Source organism: Variovorax sp. RKNM96 (genome assembly GCF_017161115.1).
In the GTDB taxonomy this organism is placed as follows: Bacteria; Pseudomonadota; Gammaproteobacteria; order Burkholderiales; family Burkholderiaceae_C; genus Variovorax.
On the sequence record NZ_CP046508.1, the window covers coordinates 3027923 to 3044395 of the forward strand.

At 67.0% G+C, this 16473-nt stretch carries 13 protein-coding genes; 7 read left to right on the plus strand and 6 right to left on the minus strand.

Translation table 11 applies throughout. The annotated features are described in order from the left end of the window. Positions 1 to 12 precede the first annotated feature (12 nt). The 4 genes from GNX71_RS13940 to GNX71_RS13955 form a co-directional block, all read right to left on the minus strand. Positions 13 to 876, minus strand: a complete 864-nt coding sequence (locus GNX71_RS13940) for a hypothetical protein (RefSeq protein WP_206178861.1) — start codon at positions 874 to 876, stop codon at positions 13 to 15. Between the two features lie 36 nt (positions 877 to 912). Continuing rightward, positions 913 to 1878, minus strand: coding sequence for an alpha/beta hydrolase (locus tag GNX71_RS13945; RefSeq protein ID WP_206178862.1), 966 nt, complete (start codon positions 1876 to 1878; stop codon positions 913 to 915). Between the two features lie 119 nt (positions 1879 to 1997). Beyond that, positions 1998 to 3041, minus strand: a complete 1044-nt coding sequence (locus tag GNX71_RS13950) for a LysR family transcriptional regulator (RefSeq protein ID WP_206178863.1) — start codon at positions 3039 to 3041, stop codon at positions 1998 to 2000. Positions 3042 to 3153: 112 nt separating this feature from the next. Next, the gene (locus GNX71_RS13955; protein ID WP_241027266.1) at positions 3154 to 6087 is read right to left on the minus strand and encodes a winged helix-turn-helix domain-containing protein; all 2934 of its coding nucleotides are present in this window, start codon (positions 6085 to 6087) and stop codon (positions 3154 to 3156) included. 555 nt (positions 6088 to 6642) lie between these two features. Between GNX71_RS13955 and GNX71_RS13960 the strand changes: the two genes are divergently transcribed. From GNX71_RS13960 to GNX71_RS13990, 7 genes are all read left to right on the plus strand, one after another. Continuing rightward, positions 6643 to 7416: a HAMP domain-containing sensor histidine kinase gene (locus tag GNX71_RS13960; protein WP_206178864.1), complete on the plus strand. Its 774-nt coding sequence runs from the start codon at positions 6643 to 6645 to the stop codon at positions 7414 to 7416. A gap of 161 nt (positions 7417 to 7577) precedes the next feature. After that, complete coding sequence (locus GNX71_RS13965; RefSeq protein WP_241027267.1) at positions 7578 to 7925, plus strand: hypothetical protein; 348 nt, start codon at positions 7578 to 7580, stop codon at positions 7923 to 7925. 132 nt (positions 7926 to 8057) lie between these two features. Beyond that, on the plus strand, positions 8058 to 8879 hold the full coding sequence (locus GNX71_RS13970; RefSeq protein WP_206178865.1) for an alpha/beta hydrolase: 822 nt from the start codon (positions 8058 to 8060) through the stop codon (positions 8877 to 8879). Positions 8880 to 8885: 6 nt separating this feature from the next. Further along, the gene (locus GNX71_RS13975) at positions 8886 to 9122 is read left to right on the plus strand and encodes a hypothetical protein (RefSeq protein WP_206178866.1); all 237 of its coding nucleotides are present in this window, start codon (positions 8886 to 8888) and stop codon (positions 9120 to 9122) included. Positions 9123 to 9204: 82 nt separating this feature from the next. Beyond that, a complete protein-coding gene (locus GNX71_RS13980; RefSeq protein WP_206178867.1) occupies positions 9205 to 9834 on the plus strand; it encodes a response regulator transcription factor in 630 nt (209 codons plus the stop codon). After that, positions 9831 to 10457 carry a response regulator transcription factor gene (locus GNX71_RS13985; protein WP_206178868.1) on the plus strand — a complete coding sequence of 209 codons (627 nt, stop codon included), beginning with the start codon at positions 9831 to 9833 and terminating at the stop codon, positions 10455 to 10457. The genes GNX71_RS13980 and GNX71_RS13985 overlap by 4 nt, the downstream gene beginning before the upstream one ends. Beyond that, positions 10450 to 13155: a winged helix-turn-helix domain-containing protein gene (locus GNX71_RS13990; RefSeq protein WP_206178869.1), complete on the plus strand. Its 2706-nt coding sequence runs from the start codon at positions 10450 to 10452 to the stop codon at positions 13153 to 13155. Before GNX71_RS13985 ends, GNX71_RS13990 begins: the two co-directional genes overlap by 8 nt. Here the strand turns inward: GNX71_RS13990 and GNX71_RS13995 are convergent. After that, positions 13146 to 15875, minus strand: coding sequence for a winged helix-turn-helix domain-containing protein (locus GNX71_RS13995; protein ID WP_206178870.1), 2730 nt, complete (start codon positions 15873 to 15875; stop codon positions 13146 to 13148). The two genes, GNX71_RS13990 and GNX71_RS13995, sit on opposite strands and share 10 nt — an antisense overlap. A gap of 240 nt (positions 15876 to 16115) precedes the next feature. Beyond that, entirely contained in the window at positions 16116 to 16472 is a 357-nt protein-coding gene (locus GNX71_RS14000; RefSeq protein WP_241027268.1) for a c-type cytochrome, read from the minus strand. Position 16473 lies beyond the last annotated feature (1 nt).

Here is a 16473-nt window from a genome sequence, read left to right on the forward strand (position 1 = left end):
CTTGGAGCCTGCTTAGGCGTTGAGCCAGAAGGCGACGTTGCGCACGTACTGCTTCGTCGAGCGCAGCGCTTCGGAAAAGCGGACGATCCCATCCCCGGCGGGCTCGGCCACGAAGGAGGGACAGCCGGCCGAGGGGTCCCAGTTGTAATCCGCGAAGTGGTGGAAGGTCGACTGCGCGATGGCCCTGCCGCCGTGCTCGGAGTGTTCGAACGCGACGGCGATGTTGTAGCGCCTGCCGGACAGCGAGCTCTGCCCTTCCATGACGACGCGGCAGCTCGAATCGCCGGGCGGTACGCCGACCGTGCCTTCATGCGGATGCGCGGGCAGGTACTGGATCACACCCGTGGCCGAGCGCCTGTCGCGCATCACAGGGTGAATGCTGCCGACCGAGCGGATGCGCTGGTAGTCGCCATTCGCGCCCGAGTGGTAATTGGGCCAGGAGATGGGGCCCGAGAACGGGTTGTCGGCGCACTGGCGATTCGCATCGGGCTCGCAGTTGCGGCTGTGGAAGTGGTGTGCGGCGCCAACGCCGCTGAGGTTGCAGATCGAGCTGCCCAGGTCCATGTGGTCGCGCGTGACCATGAGGCCGCCGCCGCGACGGCGGAATCGGCTGATGCTCGCGCAATCTTCCGGTGTCAGGCCGTCGCCGGTATCGACGGCAAAGAGCCAGAGCTGGTCGAAGTCCGATTCATCCAGCGTCGAGAGCACGGGGTCGGGGGTCGCCCGCGGGGTGCGGTCTCGTGCGGTTACCCGGAAGGCGGGCCGACCGTTGTCGTCCTGCAGCTGCGAGAGAAACGATGCGAGCCGACTGAAGCGCGAAATGTTCCAGTCGTCCGGGTCTCCTTCGATCGTGGTTTGCAGCAATAGATTCAGCATGGTGCAAGGTCGGGGTCGGTCGGTCGTGTACGCGGTTCAGCTCTTGAGAAAGGCAAGCAGGTCTGCATTGATCTTGTCTTGCATCGTGGCGGTGAGCCCGTGCGGCGCGCCGGGGTAGTAGATCGCCTTGGCGCCCTTGACGAGCTGCACGGACTTCTTCGCCGAGTCGTGAATGGGCACGATCTGGTCGTCCTCGCCGTGCATGATCAGCGTGGGTACATCGATCTTCTTCAGGTCTTCGGTGAAGTCGGTTTCGGAGAAGGCCTTGATGCACTCGTAGGAGTTCTTCTGGCCGCATTGCATGCTCCAGAGCCAGAACTGGTCGAGGATGCCTTGCGACACCTTCGCGCCCGGGCGGTTGGCGCCGAAGAACGGGATGGCGAAATCCTTGTAGAACTGCGCGCGGTCGCCGGCGACCCCGGCGCGAAGGCCGTCAAACACTTCGATCGGCAGGCCTTCGGGGTTTGCCGCGGACTTCAGCATGATCGGCGGCACCGCGCCGATGAGCACGGCCTTGGCCACCCGCTTGCTGCCGTGGCGTCCGATGTAGCGCGCCACCTCGCCGCCGCCGGTGGAGTGGCCGACCATCGTGGCCTTCTTCAGGTCAAGTGCCTCGAAGAGAACCGCGAGGTCGTCGGCGTAGCCGTTCATGTGGTTGCCCGACGAGGACTGGCTCGAGCGGCCATGCCCGCGCCGGTCGTGCGCGATGACGCGGAAGCCGTTGCGCGCCAGGAAGAGCAGCTGTCCGTCCCATGCGTCGGCATTGAGCGGCCAGCCGTGGGAAAAGGTGACGACGGGACCTTCGCCCCAGTCCTTGTAGTAGATCTGCGTGCCGTCGGGCGTAGTGATGGTGTTGCTTGTCTTGGAAGCACCTGGGGGTTGGGTCGAGCTGCGGGTTGCTGCGCCGGCTGCCTCCTGCATGCCGAACGCGAGGGTCCCGGTGGCGACGGCGGCGCCGGTCGCCATCAGGTGTCGGCGCGAAAGGTTCTGTGTGGTCTTCATGATTTCCTGCGGTTGAAATTGGAACGTCGGACCACGGTGCGCGCGTGCTGCGGAAGAGGCCGTGGAACGGTTCAAATGCTAGGTTCGCCGAGGGAGTGGGGGTAGGCCCGTGCAGGGACTCATGCTGTTGTCGCGTCGGCACCAATCCCGATGTCGGCCTGCGGCTTCGCGCTGAGTTCGGTGAGGCAATCCAGGTCGGCGGCCCGGATCTTCAGCGTCATGAAATCGATGAAAACGCGCATGCGCGAAGGCAGGTGCTGCCGGCTCAGGTAGCAGATGTAGTGCCCGCTGTCGTCGGGTGCGTACGGGGTCAGGCACGGAACCAGCGCGCCCGTTCTCAGCGACTCGCAGGCCAGGTAGCCCGGCAGCTGGGCAATGCCATGGCCGTCGAGCACGGCCTGCAGCACCAGGTCCGCGTCGTTGTAGGTGAGCTTGGCCTGCGGGACGAGCTTGCGGGGCTGGCCCCCGACCTTGAACTCCCACTCGGAGATACGGCCGGATGAAAAGCGGAAGTTGATGCACTCGTGCTGGGCCAGCGCTTCCACGGTGGCGGGCAGTCCGCGGGCTTCCTGGTAGGCGGGGGAGGCGCACAGCATCAACTGCATGGGGATGATCTGCTTGGCGATGATCTGGGCGTCTTCCATGCGGCCGTTGCGAAACGCGATGTCCACGCGGTCCGAGGTGAAGTCGGTCGGCCTGTCGTTCAGCAGCAAGTCGATGGTGACCTCCGGGTAGGTGGCGCGAAATTCGCCAAGCAGGGGTGCAACGACCCGGCGGCCGAACCCGACCGCGGCGTTGATGCGCAGGTGCCCGCGGGGCGGGCCTTGCCGCAGGTCACGCATTTCTTCCACGGCCTGGACGATTCGGTCGACCCCGGTGTGGCAATTGGCGTAGAAGAGGTCGCCTTCGCGCGTGAGCGTGGTGCTTCGCGTGGTGCGCAGGAAGAGCCGGACGTTCAACTGGTCTTCCAGCTTCTGGACGCTGCGGCTCACGGCGGAACGACCGATGCCCAGGCGATCGGCTGCCCGTGCGAAGCTGCCTTCGGTGACGACGGCAATGAAGGCGACTACTCCCGCATAACTGGTGGCAAAGCTGGAGGCCAGCGGATCCGCGCGGGGCGCGAGGGGAATGGAAGAGGGCGAGGGGAGGGCAGAGGTTGTCATGAGTCGGCTTCTCGGTTCGAGGGATCAGGCGTCCTGAATCCCTCCATGAAAGCGAAGCGGCCACTCTGCGCGCAAAGTCTTGCCTGGGCCAGTTAAGCCCTGTCAAGGTTTGTTATGACCGGCCATCCGGTGCCGTACCCATGCGCCGGATGCGGCGCGGCGTCTTTCGGGTCCGGGAGAGTTCGGTGCGCAATGCGCGGACTTGGGCAAGGCCGGGGTGCTCGCCGCGAGGCGCCGCGCGGGCGCAGATCTCGTCCAGCAGGTCGAGGGCGTCCTTGGCCTTGCCCCGGCGAACCCACAGCCTGGCAGTGCTGACCGCCGCACGAAATTCCCACCCCAGCGCGCCTTGCTGCCTGGCGGTGTCGATGGCACGCCGGTAGAACGCCTCGGCTTCATCGTCCAGGCCGCGCCGCTCGCAGCGCCGGCCCGCAGCGCGCCAGGTCTCGGCCGCGCTCCATTGGCCGTGTCCTGCACCGGCACGCGCGATCGTCTCGTCGTCGATCCAATCGGCGCAGAAGGTCACGAGCATTTCCTTGCGAGGCGCATCGAACGCGTCGAGTTGCTGCGCGACCTGGCGAACATGGCGGTCCCGGTCGTCTGCAGTGGAGGCCTGCAGGCCCAGCGCATAGCAGTGCGCCCATTGGTGCCAGTACGCCAGGCCTCTGCGCTCGGTCTCGTCCAGCAGCATGCGAACCCATTTGCGCGCCAGTTCCAGCTCGCCCGACCACAGCGCGACGGGGCATGTGCCGAACAGCGCGAAGCACAGTGACAGCGCATTGCCGCCGGCCTCGGCGAGAGCCACTGCGCGGGTGGCGGTGGCCATGGCCTTCGCCGCGTCGCCCTGGAGCCAGAACGTGCGGGCCAGCAAGGCGTTCGATGCGACGGCGGCATCGACCTGGAACAGGTTGACGGGCGTCTGGCGCACGGCGCCGCCGACAAGGATCGCCGCTTGGGCGCCGGCACTCGCCGCAGAAAAATCCCCGCAGAAGTGACTCGCGAGCGCCGTCATTCGATGCGCCAGGTTGAGCGCGGCGGGGTCGGGGGTCGATTGCGCGAATTCGAACAGCACCTTTGAGTGGTGCAGTGCGGCCGCGTATTCGCCGCGAATCGCATGCAGCACGCAGATGCCCCAGCGGGCCTGAAGCTCCAGCACGACCGACCTGGCCGACATGGCGACAGCAAGCGCCCGATCGTAGGCGGCGCCCATTTCGGGGACCGGCCCCCGGGTGTGCCACAGCGCATTGCCCAGTGCGATCTGCAGCCAGGCCTCTGTCTCCGTGTCCGCGCCCGGCCGCTGCGCGAGGCACGCGAGCGCGCCGATGACCCGGTCGCGGTACTCCTCGACCTGCGAGACGTGAAACCACAAAGGCGCCGAAGCGATGGTGAGCGCGGCGCCGGTCTCCCAGTCGTCCTGCTGCGCCAGGCAGGCGTCCAGCGCGCTGCGCACATCGTCCAGCCGGTGCGCGTAGCGCGCGTTCCAGGCCTGCCCGGTGAGTTCGCCCGAATCCGAGGTTGCGGCGCTCATCAGCTCGCGCATGAGGAGCGCATGGCGCTGCCGCAGCGCTGGGCCTTCATCGGTTTGCGCGAGAAGCGCGGCGGCGTAGCTTCGCGTCGTGTCGAGCAGCCGGTAGGGCGCGACGGCGTCGCTGTTGTCGAACGACACCAGCGACTTGTTGGCCAGCGAGATCAATGCATCGAACGCCACTTCGGGGTCCATGTCCGCCCGGGTGACGCTCAGGGCCGACTCGACATCGAAGCGCCCCCGAAAGACCGAAAGCCGGCGAAAGAGCCGCAGTTCCGCATCGTCCAGCAGCGCGATGCTCCAGTCCAGCGCCGCCGCGAGCGTGCTGTGCCGGGGCAGAACGGCCCTGCTGCCCGCGGAGTAGAGCCGCATGTGGTCATTCAGCCGGAACGCAAGATCGCCGATCGGCTGGACGCCCAGGCGTGCTGCCACCAGTTCGATGGCCAGCGGAATGCCGTCCACCTGCCGGGCGATCGCGGCGAGCAACCGGCCATCGGAATCCTCGAACGCTCGGGCACCCACGGCCTTTGCGCGCTCCACCAGGAGTTCGACCGCCGGCGATGCCATGGCTTCTGCCAGGTCGGCACATTCCGAGCCGGGCACCGCGAGCGGCGACAGCCGCTCGACGTGTTCTCCCTCGATGCGAATGGCCTCCCGGCTGGTTGCGAGGATGCGCAAGCCGGGCAGGGCGCCGAGAAGTTCGGTGATGAGCAGCGCCAATTCATCCAGCATGTGCTCGCAGTTGTCGATCAGCAGGAGCACATCGCGGTCCGCCAGCCGCTGGAGGATGGCTCGCGTCGTGTCGGCGGTGTCCGCTGGCGCGCCGAGCGACCGGGCCACCGTGCTCGCCAGATGGGCCTGCGAGACCAGCGGCGAGAGGTCGATGAAGGCCAACTGCATGGCCGTGCGTTCTGCATGGTATTCGGCCGCATGGACGGCGACACGGGTCTTCCCGATGCCGCCGGCACCGACGATGGTGACCAGCCGGCGCGCGGCGAGTGCCGTCAGCATGCGCGCCATGTCGGCGTCGCGGCCCACGAGCCGGGTGAGGCGTTCCGGCAGCTTCGCGAAAGACGGTGCGGGCAGAGCCATCGCCAGCGTCCGTTCTTCGGTCGGCTTGCCGACCTGCTCGCGAAAAACCGTTCCATTGAACCGGTAGCCGCGCAGGGGGATGTTCGAAATCCATTCCTTGCAGTTGTCGTTGTCTTGCGGCTCTCCCAGGGCCTTGCGAAGCGCGGAGATGTGGACCCGGACACTGGACTCTTCGACCACCACGCCGGCCCACACGGCGGCGAGCAGCTCGTCCTTGCCCACGATGTCGCCTCCGCGCCTGAGCAGTTGCAGCAGCAGCTCGAACGAGCGGGAGCCCAGGCGCACGCTGTGCCCGAGTCTTTCGAGCCGTCGCTGGGTCTCCCACAGGATGAATGCGCCGAAGCGCCAGCGGACCTCGCCCGGTCCCTGCGCGGCGCCGGCATGCGCCTGCAGTGGCGTGGAGCGAGCTGCGATGTCGTAGATGTCACCCACTCGCCAGCCCCTGCAATGTTGGCGCTCCAGGCTGGCCCGTGCGGCGTCTGATGGCGACGATCCGCTTGCCCGCGATGGGAAATGCCTCGAGTGCAAAATTTTTCATTCGACGATCCAGTCAAGAAGATGAAGGCGGCGGTCATTCGGGCCGCACGATGCGCCGGAAGACTGTCTGCCGGACCCCAGGGACGTGCCCCTTCGAGATGCAAGACGGCCGGACACGGGGTTTTGTGACAGGGATCGCGATCTGCGCCCTGCATGCGCTGCAACTGTCGCTGTCGGGGATGTCGAGCTATTGGACGCGGCGCGGACCCATTCAGGAACCCGGCTCACGTGGACGAAGAGTCCGGAAATGACGAACGATGTACCGCGGACGGTTCTCGTCGATTGGTGTTTGGCCGGCAACACGGTGCGCCACCGCAGCGGCCTTCTCCGAGGGAATGCGGCTGCCTACGATCCGTCCAATCGCGAGAACCAGAGAACAACGTCGTTCATCACCGAGGCCCCCTGTCGCGATGAATCCGGGGTGGCCGCATCAAGAAGCACGGATTCCTCGTGAAGCTTTATCCCATCGGGGGCGCGCAATCCGCCCTCCAGTCTCCCCACGACATTCGCGCTGCAACGAGCTTGCGCTGCGCGACCCGAGACCGGGCGCTGGCCGTCATCTCGCACGAACTCAGGCAGCCGTTGAACGTCATCCAGATGAACGCCAGCCTGCTCCAGCGCCTGTCCGCATCCGCGGTGCCCCTGCAACTGCAAGGCATCGCCCAGGCGATGCAACGCGCCATCGAAAGCCAGACGCGGCTGATCGACGACCTGCTCGATTTCTCGCGCGTGCGAACCGGCAAGCTGGCGCTGCGCCGCGCGGAGGTCGACTTCGGCGCGCTCACGCTCGACCTTGTCGCCGCATTCGGTGAACGCTGGCCCTCGGGGCGCTTCCGCGCGGAGGTGCAGGCGGCCGATCCGTTGATCTGTCATGCCGACCGGGTGCGGCTGGAGCAGGTCGTCGGCAACCTGCTGGACAACGCGATGAAGTTCTCGCCCGCCAGCGGAGAGGTTCGGGTGCGCCTTTCTTCGGAGGACGGCTTTGCCCGGCTTGCGGTGGCGGACAGCGGCTGCGGCATCGCGCACGAGTTCCTGCCGCATGTCTTTGGCCTGTTCAGCCAGGCCGGCACCGGAGACGGCGGCTCGCGTGGCGGGCTGGGCATCGGCCTTGCGCTGGTTCACGGCCTTGCGGTCGCCCACGGCGGTTTCGTGAAGGCGACGTCCGCGGGGCCAGGCCGCGGCGCCGAGTTCAACGTGTGGCTTCCTCTTCATCGACGCGCCTGACGGTGCGCCGAACATTGATGCCGGGTGGGCAACACGGAAGTACCTCCCGCATGCCTACCGCAACCGGGATGCGAAACCTAGCATTCAGACCATGCCGCGATGTTCGCGAATCGGAGCCCAGCCGTCCTGAGGCAGGGCGATGGCGCCCACGAGGAATCATCATGACGCAGCGCATTCATTCCCTCGCGCAATCGGGCGCACCCCGCCGCACGCGCAAGGCACGCGAGCAGGCCTTGCAGGCGGCCGCCGACGCCGCACCGCGGGGCGCAATGGACCGCGTCTGGACCGCGGGATACATGACCGTCTCGCTGCTGGCCATCGCCGCGGCCTGCGCGGTCGCGGGCGGTGAGCCGGCGAATGCGGAGCTGCGTTTTGCCACAGTGGCCATCGGTGCGGCGCCGCTCGTGCAGGACATCTGCTCCGCCGGCGCCGCGCCGCATGCCAGTCCACTGGCGCGGGGGTGCGTCAGCGTCCTTGCGCATAGCGGCCACCCTTCTGGCGCGTGTTGAGCCGCAGCCCATTGCCGCACACGGTTTTCAGAACGAGCGAAGGCCAATTGCCTGTACCTGTCGCTCGCGACGCATCCCGCATGGGGTGCGAGGTTTTCAAGTCAGGCCATCCATTCAACAAAGGAAATCAGCATGAAGATTTTTTCGATCCTCGCACGCGCATTCGCGGCCATCGGCATCGTGGCGTTGCACCTCTCGGCGCCTGCAAGCCCGGCCGCGCCGGGTGTACGGCCGGGCAGGCCTACCGTTGTGCTGGTCCACGGCGCGTTCGCCGAATCCGCTAGCTGGAACGACGTGGCGCGCGACCTGCGTGCGCGCAGCTTTCCCGTGGTCGCAGCTGCCAATCCGCTTCGCGGCGTGAAGTCCGACGCGGACTATGTGGCCGCGATCGTGGGTTCGATCCCCGGACCGGTCGTGCTGGTCGGGCATTCGTATGGCGGTTCGGTGATTTCCGCTGCGGCAGTTGGAAAGCCCAATGTCCAGGCGCTGGTCTTCGTTGCGGCGTTCGCGCCGGAAGTGGGCGAGTCGGCGGTCGATCTGTCGGGCAAGTTTCCCGGCAGCACGCTCGGTCCCACGCTGGCCGCACCGGTGATCCTCCCGAACGGCGGCAAGGACCTCTACATCCAGCAGGACAAGTTCGGCAAGCAATTCGCCGAAGACGTACCGCCGGCAGTTGCCCAGCTGATGGCCGTGTCGCAACGCCCCATCACCGAGGGCGCTTTGGGTGAAGCTGCGCCTGCCGCCGCCTGGAAGAACGTGCCCTCGTGGTTCATCTACGGTGATCGCGACAAGAACATTCCGCCAGCCGCGCTGGCCTTCATGGCCGAGCGTGCGAAGTCGATGAAGACGGTCGTGGTCAAGGGGGCTTCGCACGTGGTCATGACCTCACGGCCGAAGCTGGTGACCCGGCTCATCGTCGAAGCCGCTGACGCGGTCAGGACGGCACAGCCCTGAGGGCCCATGAAGATCCCGCTGCCTCCTCGCCGCGCCTGGCTGGAATGGCTCAAGAGCATCGCCTGCGCTGTGGCCGTGACGGTCGCGGTCGGTGCCGGCGCGGTGATCGCCGCCTCCGAGTCGCTGCGGCCAACGCCCGGGAGCGCCATCGTCGTGCTCTGCGACGCGGTCGGGCGTTGCCGGGGCGCGATGAATCCGGCGGCGTCCGTCCCCAGAGACGCCCTGGCGCATTCCGACCCTTAACAAGGCTTGACACCGTTTAACTGGCGACGGGTTCGCCAACTGCACAGACTTCCACCCATGACTTCCAGAAGGACTTGAGCCTATGACCGCGCCGACCCAGGCCAGGCAGATCCATGTGGCGGTCGCACACCGCGACCCGTACGTGGCCGCCGGCATCGCATCGCTGTTGCGCGCCCGCGCCGACTTCGTCGTTCGATCCGGCCTCCCCGGCGCCGATGGCGACGACGAGCCCGTCGACGTGCTCGTCACGGACTACGCAACCGGCGTTCACAAGGCGACGAATGTCCCATCCGACCGGAATCGCTCCACGCTGAAATCTTTCCTCGTGGTCACGGACCAGAGCACCGGGTGGCAGATTCGCCGAGCCGTGGACGCCGGCGTGCGCGGCTACCTTCTGCACGATTGCTCGGCCGAGGAACTGTCGGACGCGGTGCGTTGCGTTGCAGAGGGCCGCAGGTACCTGTCCTGCCCCGTGGCCGACCAGTTGCTGGAGAACTTCTCGGCCGCCGTACCGACCGCCCGCGAACTCGAAGTGCTCCAACTCATGGCGGAGGGCCTGCCCAACAAGGACATCGGCCGACGCCTGGGCATCGGCGAAGGCACCGTCAAGACGCACGTGAAGGCGATCCTGCGCAAGCTCGAAGAGCCGACGCGGACCGCTGCAATCGGCGAAGCTTTTCGCCGCGGATTGCTTCTGGAGGCATCGCCATGAACGGTGCCGTCGATCTGTACGTGCGTGTGTGCCATGGCGATTCGCTCGTCATGACCGGCCTCGTCGCGCTCATCGGCCAGGAACCCGGTTTTCACGTGCAGGCAGAGAACGGGCCTGACGAAGGCATCGTGAAAGTGATCGTGGCCGACCACGCCTGCGCGCTGAGCCTGCTCGCATCGGCACCGGCACCGGCATTGGATCAGCCCGGCGCGGCAGGCGGCTTTCGTGTGCCGCGCGTCATCGTCGTAATGCGACGGGACAATGAGGGCGAGCTCATGCAGGCGATCGCCAGCGGGGTGCACGGCTGTGTGCGCCAGGAGGCGAGCCCGGCCGAGCTGATGGAGGCCATTCGCCACGTGGCGCGAGGAGGCTCTCTCTATCTCTGCAAGCGCACGAAGATGCTTTTCAGGCACGGCAGCCCAGGCGCAGGGTTCACCGCCCGGGAAGAGGACGTGCTGCGCTTTCTGGTGAAAGGCGATTGCAACAAGGGAATCGCCCGCAAGCTAGACATTTCCGCCAATACCGTCAAGGCGCACGTCTCCAGGATCTGCGAGAAGCTGCACGTCGGCTCGAGGGTGCAAGTGGCCGTCAAGGCGACGCAGCGCGGGCTGGTCCGTGTCTGAGATTCGCCGGTGGCGCTTCGGCGCCTTTGCGCTGTGGGAAGCCGAGCCAAGGCTCGAGCGAGACGGGCAGCCGGTGCGGCTCGGATCGCGCGCCATCGGCCTGCTGGTCGCGCTCGTGGGTCGCGCCGGGGAAGTGATCAGCAAGGACGAGTTGCTCGCGGCGGTCTGGCCGGACACGGTGGTCGAGGAGGCGAGCGTCCGGGTCCATATGTCGATCCTGCGCAAGGCCCTGGGTCCGCCCGGCGCAGAGGACGGGTGCCTGGAGTGGATCGCCAACATTCCGCTGCGCGGCTATCGCTTCCTGGGGCGTGTGCACTGCGAGTTCGTGCCGTCTGCCATCGCCGCGCAAGTGGCACACGCATCGCTGCCGGATGCGCCCTCGGCGTTGCCCGCTCGCGTCTCCAGTCTCGTGGGGCGCGAGGTGGAGATCGAGCGCGTGCTTGGCATGCTTACGGCGAGCAGGCTGGTCACCGTCGCCGGGCCCGGGGGCGTGGGAAAGACCAGCGTTGCAATCCGCGTCGCCGCGCGCTATCGGGAACAACTGCAAGCCCAATTCGGTTTCGTCGATCTCGCGCCCCTGACATCGCAGGACCACGTGCTGACGACGATGGCGCGCGCCATTGGCGTGCGAGGCGGCGTGCTGGACATCGAGGAAGCCATCGTCCAGCGCCTTGAAGGCCAGGCGATGCTGCTGCTCGTAGACAACTGCGAACATGTCATCGAGAGGCTGTCGCCGCTTCTGGGCAGGTTGCTCGCGGCGTTGCCCGCGCTGCGGGTGCTTGCAACCAGCCGCGAGGTGCTTCGCGTGGCAGGCGAACATGTTTTTCGCTTGATGCCCCTGGCGGTCCAGCAGTCCCAGCCCGGCTCCCTGGCGCATGCCTTGCGCTCGCCGGCGGTGCAGTTGCTCGTCGAGAGAGCCCAGGCCGCGGGCGCCGGTGCATTCGATGACGCGAGCAGCGGTCCGCTGACCAGGATCTGCCAACAGGTCGACGGAATCCCGCTGGCGATCGAGTTGGTCGCGGCCCGCCTGGGAGTTCAACCCGTGGGCGAGCTGGCATTCGGGCTCGACGATCACATGCGCCTGCATTCAACGGACAAGCGGGCTGCGCTGGCGAGACACCGCACGCTCGCTGCGACGCTGGACTGGAGCATCGGCCTGCTGGGCGACGCCGAGTTGCTGCTGTTTCGCAGGTTGTCTGTGTTCCGCGCTTACTTCGGCATCGCTGCGGCGCTCAGCGTGGCGGCCAGTGCGCTGGACCCGGATGTGGCGTCCGACGCGCTGCTGAACCTCGCCAGCAAATCGCTCGTCGTGTACGACACCGATCAGGCCGCGGACTCGCCATACCGCCTGCTCGACACCACTCGCAGCTATGCGCATGCGCTGCTCGTGCAGGCGGACGAGAAAGACTCGGTATCGAAAAGTCATGCCCTTTTCATGCTGGACCTCATGGGCATTGCCACCGCCGATCTCGCCTCGCTGGACGCCGATGCCTGGACGCAGCGCTACCGCGGCTGCCTGGACGATGTTCGTGCGGCTCTGGATGCCTGCATCGGACACCACGACGACATGACGATCGCGGGCGCGCTCACCGTCGCATCGGCGCCGCTCTGGTTCCGCTTGTCCGAAGTCAGCGAATACCGGGATCGCGTTCGCGCGGCGCTGGACCAGGTCGACGCGCTGAAGGTCCCCGACCGCCTGATGGCCGGACGACTGGAGATCGCGCTCTACAACGCGTTGTGGCACACCGGCGGCACGGTGCCCGAGATGACGCAGGCGTGCGAGCGGGCGCTGGCCTGCGCGCTGGAATTCAAGGTGAAGACGCTCGAATTCCAGGCGCGATGGGGCCTTTGCGCGCTGAACATCACGCGCGGCGCGTACACACCGGCGTTGCGGCATGCCGAGTTCCTGAGCGAGTTTGCGAGCCACTCGACCAACGCAGTGACGCGCAACCTGTCGCATCGGATGCTGGCGCTCGCCAGTCACTTCTGCGGCGCGTTCGCCGAGGCCAGGGCGCATGCCGAAGCAGCGGCGGACGTGGACGACGCGATCCGGCGCAACCATGCCAACGCCTTCCAGCCCGACGCGCGCACCACCGCGATGGCCATTCTTGCCAGGACGCTGTGGATCCAGGGAGAGAGCCGTCTTGCCATGGCCACTGCCATCCGGTGCGTGGAGGAGGCTGAAGCGCTGGGGCACGCGCTGTCCCTGTGCGTTGCGCTCTTCTGGATCTGTCCCATGGCCATCTGGGCCGGCGAACAAGAGGCTGCCCGCGCCTGGACCGACACGCTGCTGCAGCAGACCCGGTCCAAGGGCTTTGCCTACTGGCATGCCTGGGCGCTTTGCTACGACGACGCAATGAAGCTCGGCGAGGTCGACGATGCCGGCGCGCACATCGATGCCGTCGCGGCGAAGGTCCTGGCCATGGATGAACCCCGCAGGGAAATGATGGTCACCTTCTGCGACCGATGGGTGGACGACGACCTGGTAGCGCGCGCGATGCGGGGCGAAGGGCAGTGGAGCGCCGCCGAGGTTTGCCGTGCTGCCGGGCGGCGCATGGAGCTGCAGGGCAACCACGCCGAGGCCGAGGCGCTTTATCTGCAGGCCCATGCTCTTGCACGTTCGCAAGGCGCACTCGCCTGGGAACTGCGTGCGGCGGAGACGCTAGAAGGATTGCGCGCCAGATCGTGTCAGCGTTGAACCGCCTGCGCGCTCGGCCGGCGGACCCGCGCCAGCGCAGCGCGCTGTTCCCAGGCGATGGCGCCTTGTTGCCTGGCGGTCTCGATCGCCCGCAGGTAGAAGGCCTCTGCCTCGTCGCTCGCAGCGTTCTGCTCCGCGCGCCAGCCGGCGGCGCGCCAGACCTCGGCGGCGACCCATGGACTCTCTCCGCGCGAGACGCGCTCGATCAGGTCGTCGTCGATCCAGTCGATGCAGAAGGTGGCGAGCATCTCCCTGTGGGGTGCGTCATAGGTTGCGAGCTGGCCGGCCACTTCACGGACATAGAGGTCCCGATCCGGCGTGATGCTCAACTGCAGGCCCTGGGAGAACCACTCGGCATAGCGCAGCCAGCCCACCAGGCCCTTGCGCTGTGCTTCGTCCGTCATCAAGTGAATCCATCCGGCGGCGAGCTCGAGCTCGCCGGCCCACAGCGCGACCGGGCAGGCGCCATACAGTGCGGAGCACAGCGAGACGGACTTTCCGGCCGCTTGCGCTCGGTCCACCGCGTCGCTGGCCTCTTCCAGGGCCCTGGCTGTCTCCCCTTGCACCCAGAGGGTTCGGCTCAGCATGGCTTTCGCGGCAACGATGGCATTGACCCCCACCATGTTGGCCCGGGCATGTCCGAGGCCGCCGCCCACGCGCACGGAGGCTTCGCTGTGCACCCTTGCCACACCGAAGTGGCCGCAAAAGTGGTTCGCCATCGCCATCACGCGGTGAGCGAGATTGAGCGCGGCAGGGTCGGACCAGGATTGCGCGGCCGTCATCAGCGCGTGCGCCTGATCCAGGGCTGCTGAATACTCGCCGCGGAACATGTCGTGCGTGCACCGCCCCCAACGGGCTTGCAGTTCCAGAACGGGGATCTTGACGGCAAGCGCGCCGGCCAGGGCCTCGTCGGCGGCGGCACCCAGCTCCGGTGTGGACCTGCCGGTGTGGAGCAAGGCGCTGACCAGGGCCGTGTTCAGCCAGGTCGCTGTTTCCGTGTCGCGCGCGGGTTGCCGGTCGACCAGCGCCAGCGCTGCGGAGACCCGGTCGCGGTATTCCACGACTTGGGCCAGGTGAAACCACAGTGGCGCGGAGGCCGTCACCAACGAGGCGGCCATCTTCGCGTCGGGCTGCTGCGTCAGGCAGACTTCGAGCGCGAAGCGCACGTCGTCCAGGCGGTGCGCGTAACGGTCGGCCCAGGCCTGCTCGGTCAGGTCCGAGAGTTCGGCCGCCGCAGCCTTCATGAGGTCGCGCATGAGCACTGCATGGCGCCGCAGCAATGCCGGGCGTTCATCGCTCTGCGCGAGAAGCGCGGCGGCATAGCTTCGCGTCGTGTCCAGCAGCCGGTAGGGCGCGACGGCATCGTTGCTGTCGAAGAAGACCAGCGACTTGTTGACCAGCGAGATCAGTGCGTCGAACGCGACCTCGGTGTCCATGCCGCCGGCGCTCACGCCGAGCGCGGATTCGACATCGAAACGGCCGCGGAACACCGACAGCCAGCGAAAGAGCCGCAGTTCCGTATCGCTCAGCAACGCGATGCTCCAGTCCAGCGCCGCGGCCAGCGTTCGGTGCCGCGCGAGCGCGGCACGGCTGAAGGCATAGAGACGCATGTGGTCGTCCAGCCTGCGCGCCAGATCGGCGACCGGCTGGACACCCAGGCGCGCGGCCACCAGTTCGATGGCCAGGGGAATACCGTCGATCTGCCTGGCTATCTGTGCCAGCAGAGGGCCATGCGATTCGTCGAACGCACCCGCGCCCGCGGCCTTGGCCCGCTCTACAAGCAGTTCGACGGATGGCCAGTGCAGCGCCTGGGTGAGCGAGATCTGCGCGGTGTCCGGGATCGCCAGCGTCGGCAGGCGGAAGACATACTCGCCCGCCACGCGAAGCGCCTCGCGGCTGGTCGCGAGGATGCGCAGGCCGGGCAGCACGGAAAGCAAGCCGTCGATCGGCAGCGCCAGGGAATCCACCATGTGCTCGCAGTTGTCGATCAACAGGAGTACGGCGCGCCCCTTCAGGCGCTGCGTGATGGCCTCGGCGATGTTGGGCAGGTCGGCGGGGACCCCCACGGCGCGCGCCAATGTGCCGAGCACGTGATCTTGGGAAATCAGCGACGACAGATCGATGAAGGCGATCTCGGTGCCGTACCTGTGCTGATGGTTCTCCGCCACGTGGATCGCGAGCCGGGTCTTGCCGATGCCGCCGGTGCCTACGATCGAGACCAGCCGATGGGTTTCGAGCGATTCGAAAACGCTCGCCACATCAGCTTCGCGACCGACAAGCTCAGTCAACCGAACCGGCAGCGGAGTGAAACCGGGATCGGGCAGCGGTGCCACGGGCTTGGCCGAGATGCCGGTCGCCTCGCGCCGGACACGCCCATTGAAGCGGTAGCCGCGCAGCGGAACGTTGGAGATCCACTCCTTGCATTCGTCGCTCTCGCCCGGTTCTCCCAGCGCCTTGCGAAGCGTGGACATGTGGACGCGCACGCTGGCCTCTTCGACCACGACGCCGGCCCAGACCGCCGCGAGCAGGTCGTCCTTGCTCACGAATTCGCCGGCCCGCCTGATCAGTTGCAGCAGCAGATCGAAAGAGCGTGGCCCGAGCCGCATGGCCTTGCCGGCCCGCTCGAGTCGGCGCTGCGCCTCCCAGAGAACGAAAACGCCGAAGTACCACCGGACTTCCGCCGGCGCCAGGTCAGGTGGCTCCTCGGGCTGCATTTGCATGATCGGGTCTGCGTACGGGCCGACTCACGTCGCCGCGAGCGGCGCAAGGTGGTTGACTGGGAATGCGGGTCGGGTCGACGGTTTTCATGGGCAGAAACTCGAGTATCTATTTGATCGTAGCCGGAGGCTGCGCGACATCAGGCTAGGCCCTGCTGCCCATGGGTCATAGGATCATGCAGCCCGAAGCCGCCGCCGAGATTCGGCACCGCTTCCCCTCGAGGTCCGCCTGGCAGCCGCCCGCTATCGCAGCGTTTTCAGGTACCTGACGAGTTCCGCAACCTCGCCCGGATCGGGAACGCCCGCAAAAGGCATGCGGTTGCCCGGCACGGCTTGCTGCGGATCGCTCAGGAACGCCGCCAGTGAGTTGTCGTCCCAAATGATCTGTGCGTTCTTCATGGCTCGGCTGTAGCCAAACCCTGGCGACGAGCCGGCCTTTCGGCCCACGACGCCGGCGAGTGACGGCCCGATGGCGGCCGCGCCTTGCGCCGTATGGCATGCCGCGCAGGTTGTCCACGTCTTGGGCGGCTGCACGTTCGACTGACCATGCGCCAGGTTCACGAAAGCTGCAGCGCAGGCGGTGGCAAGGAGTGTTCGCATT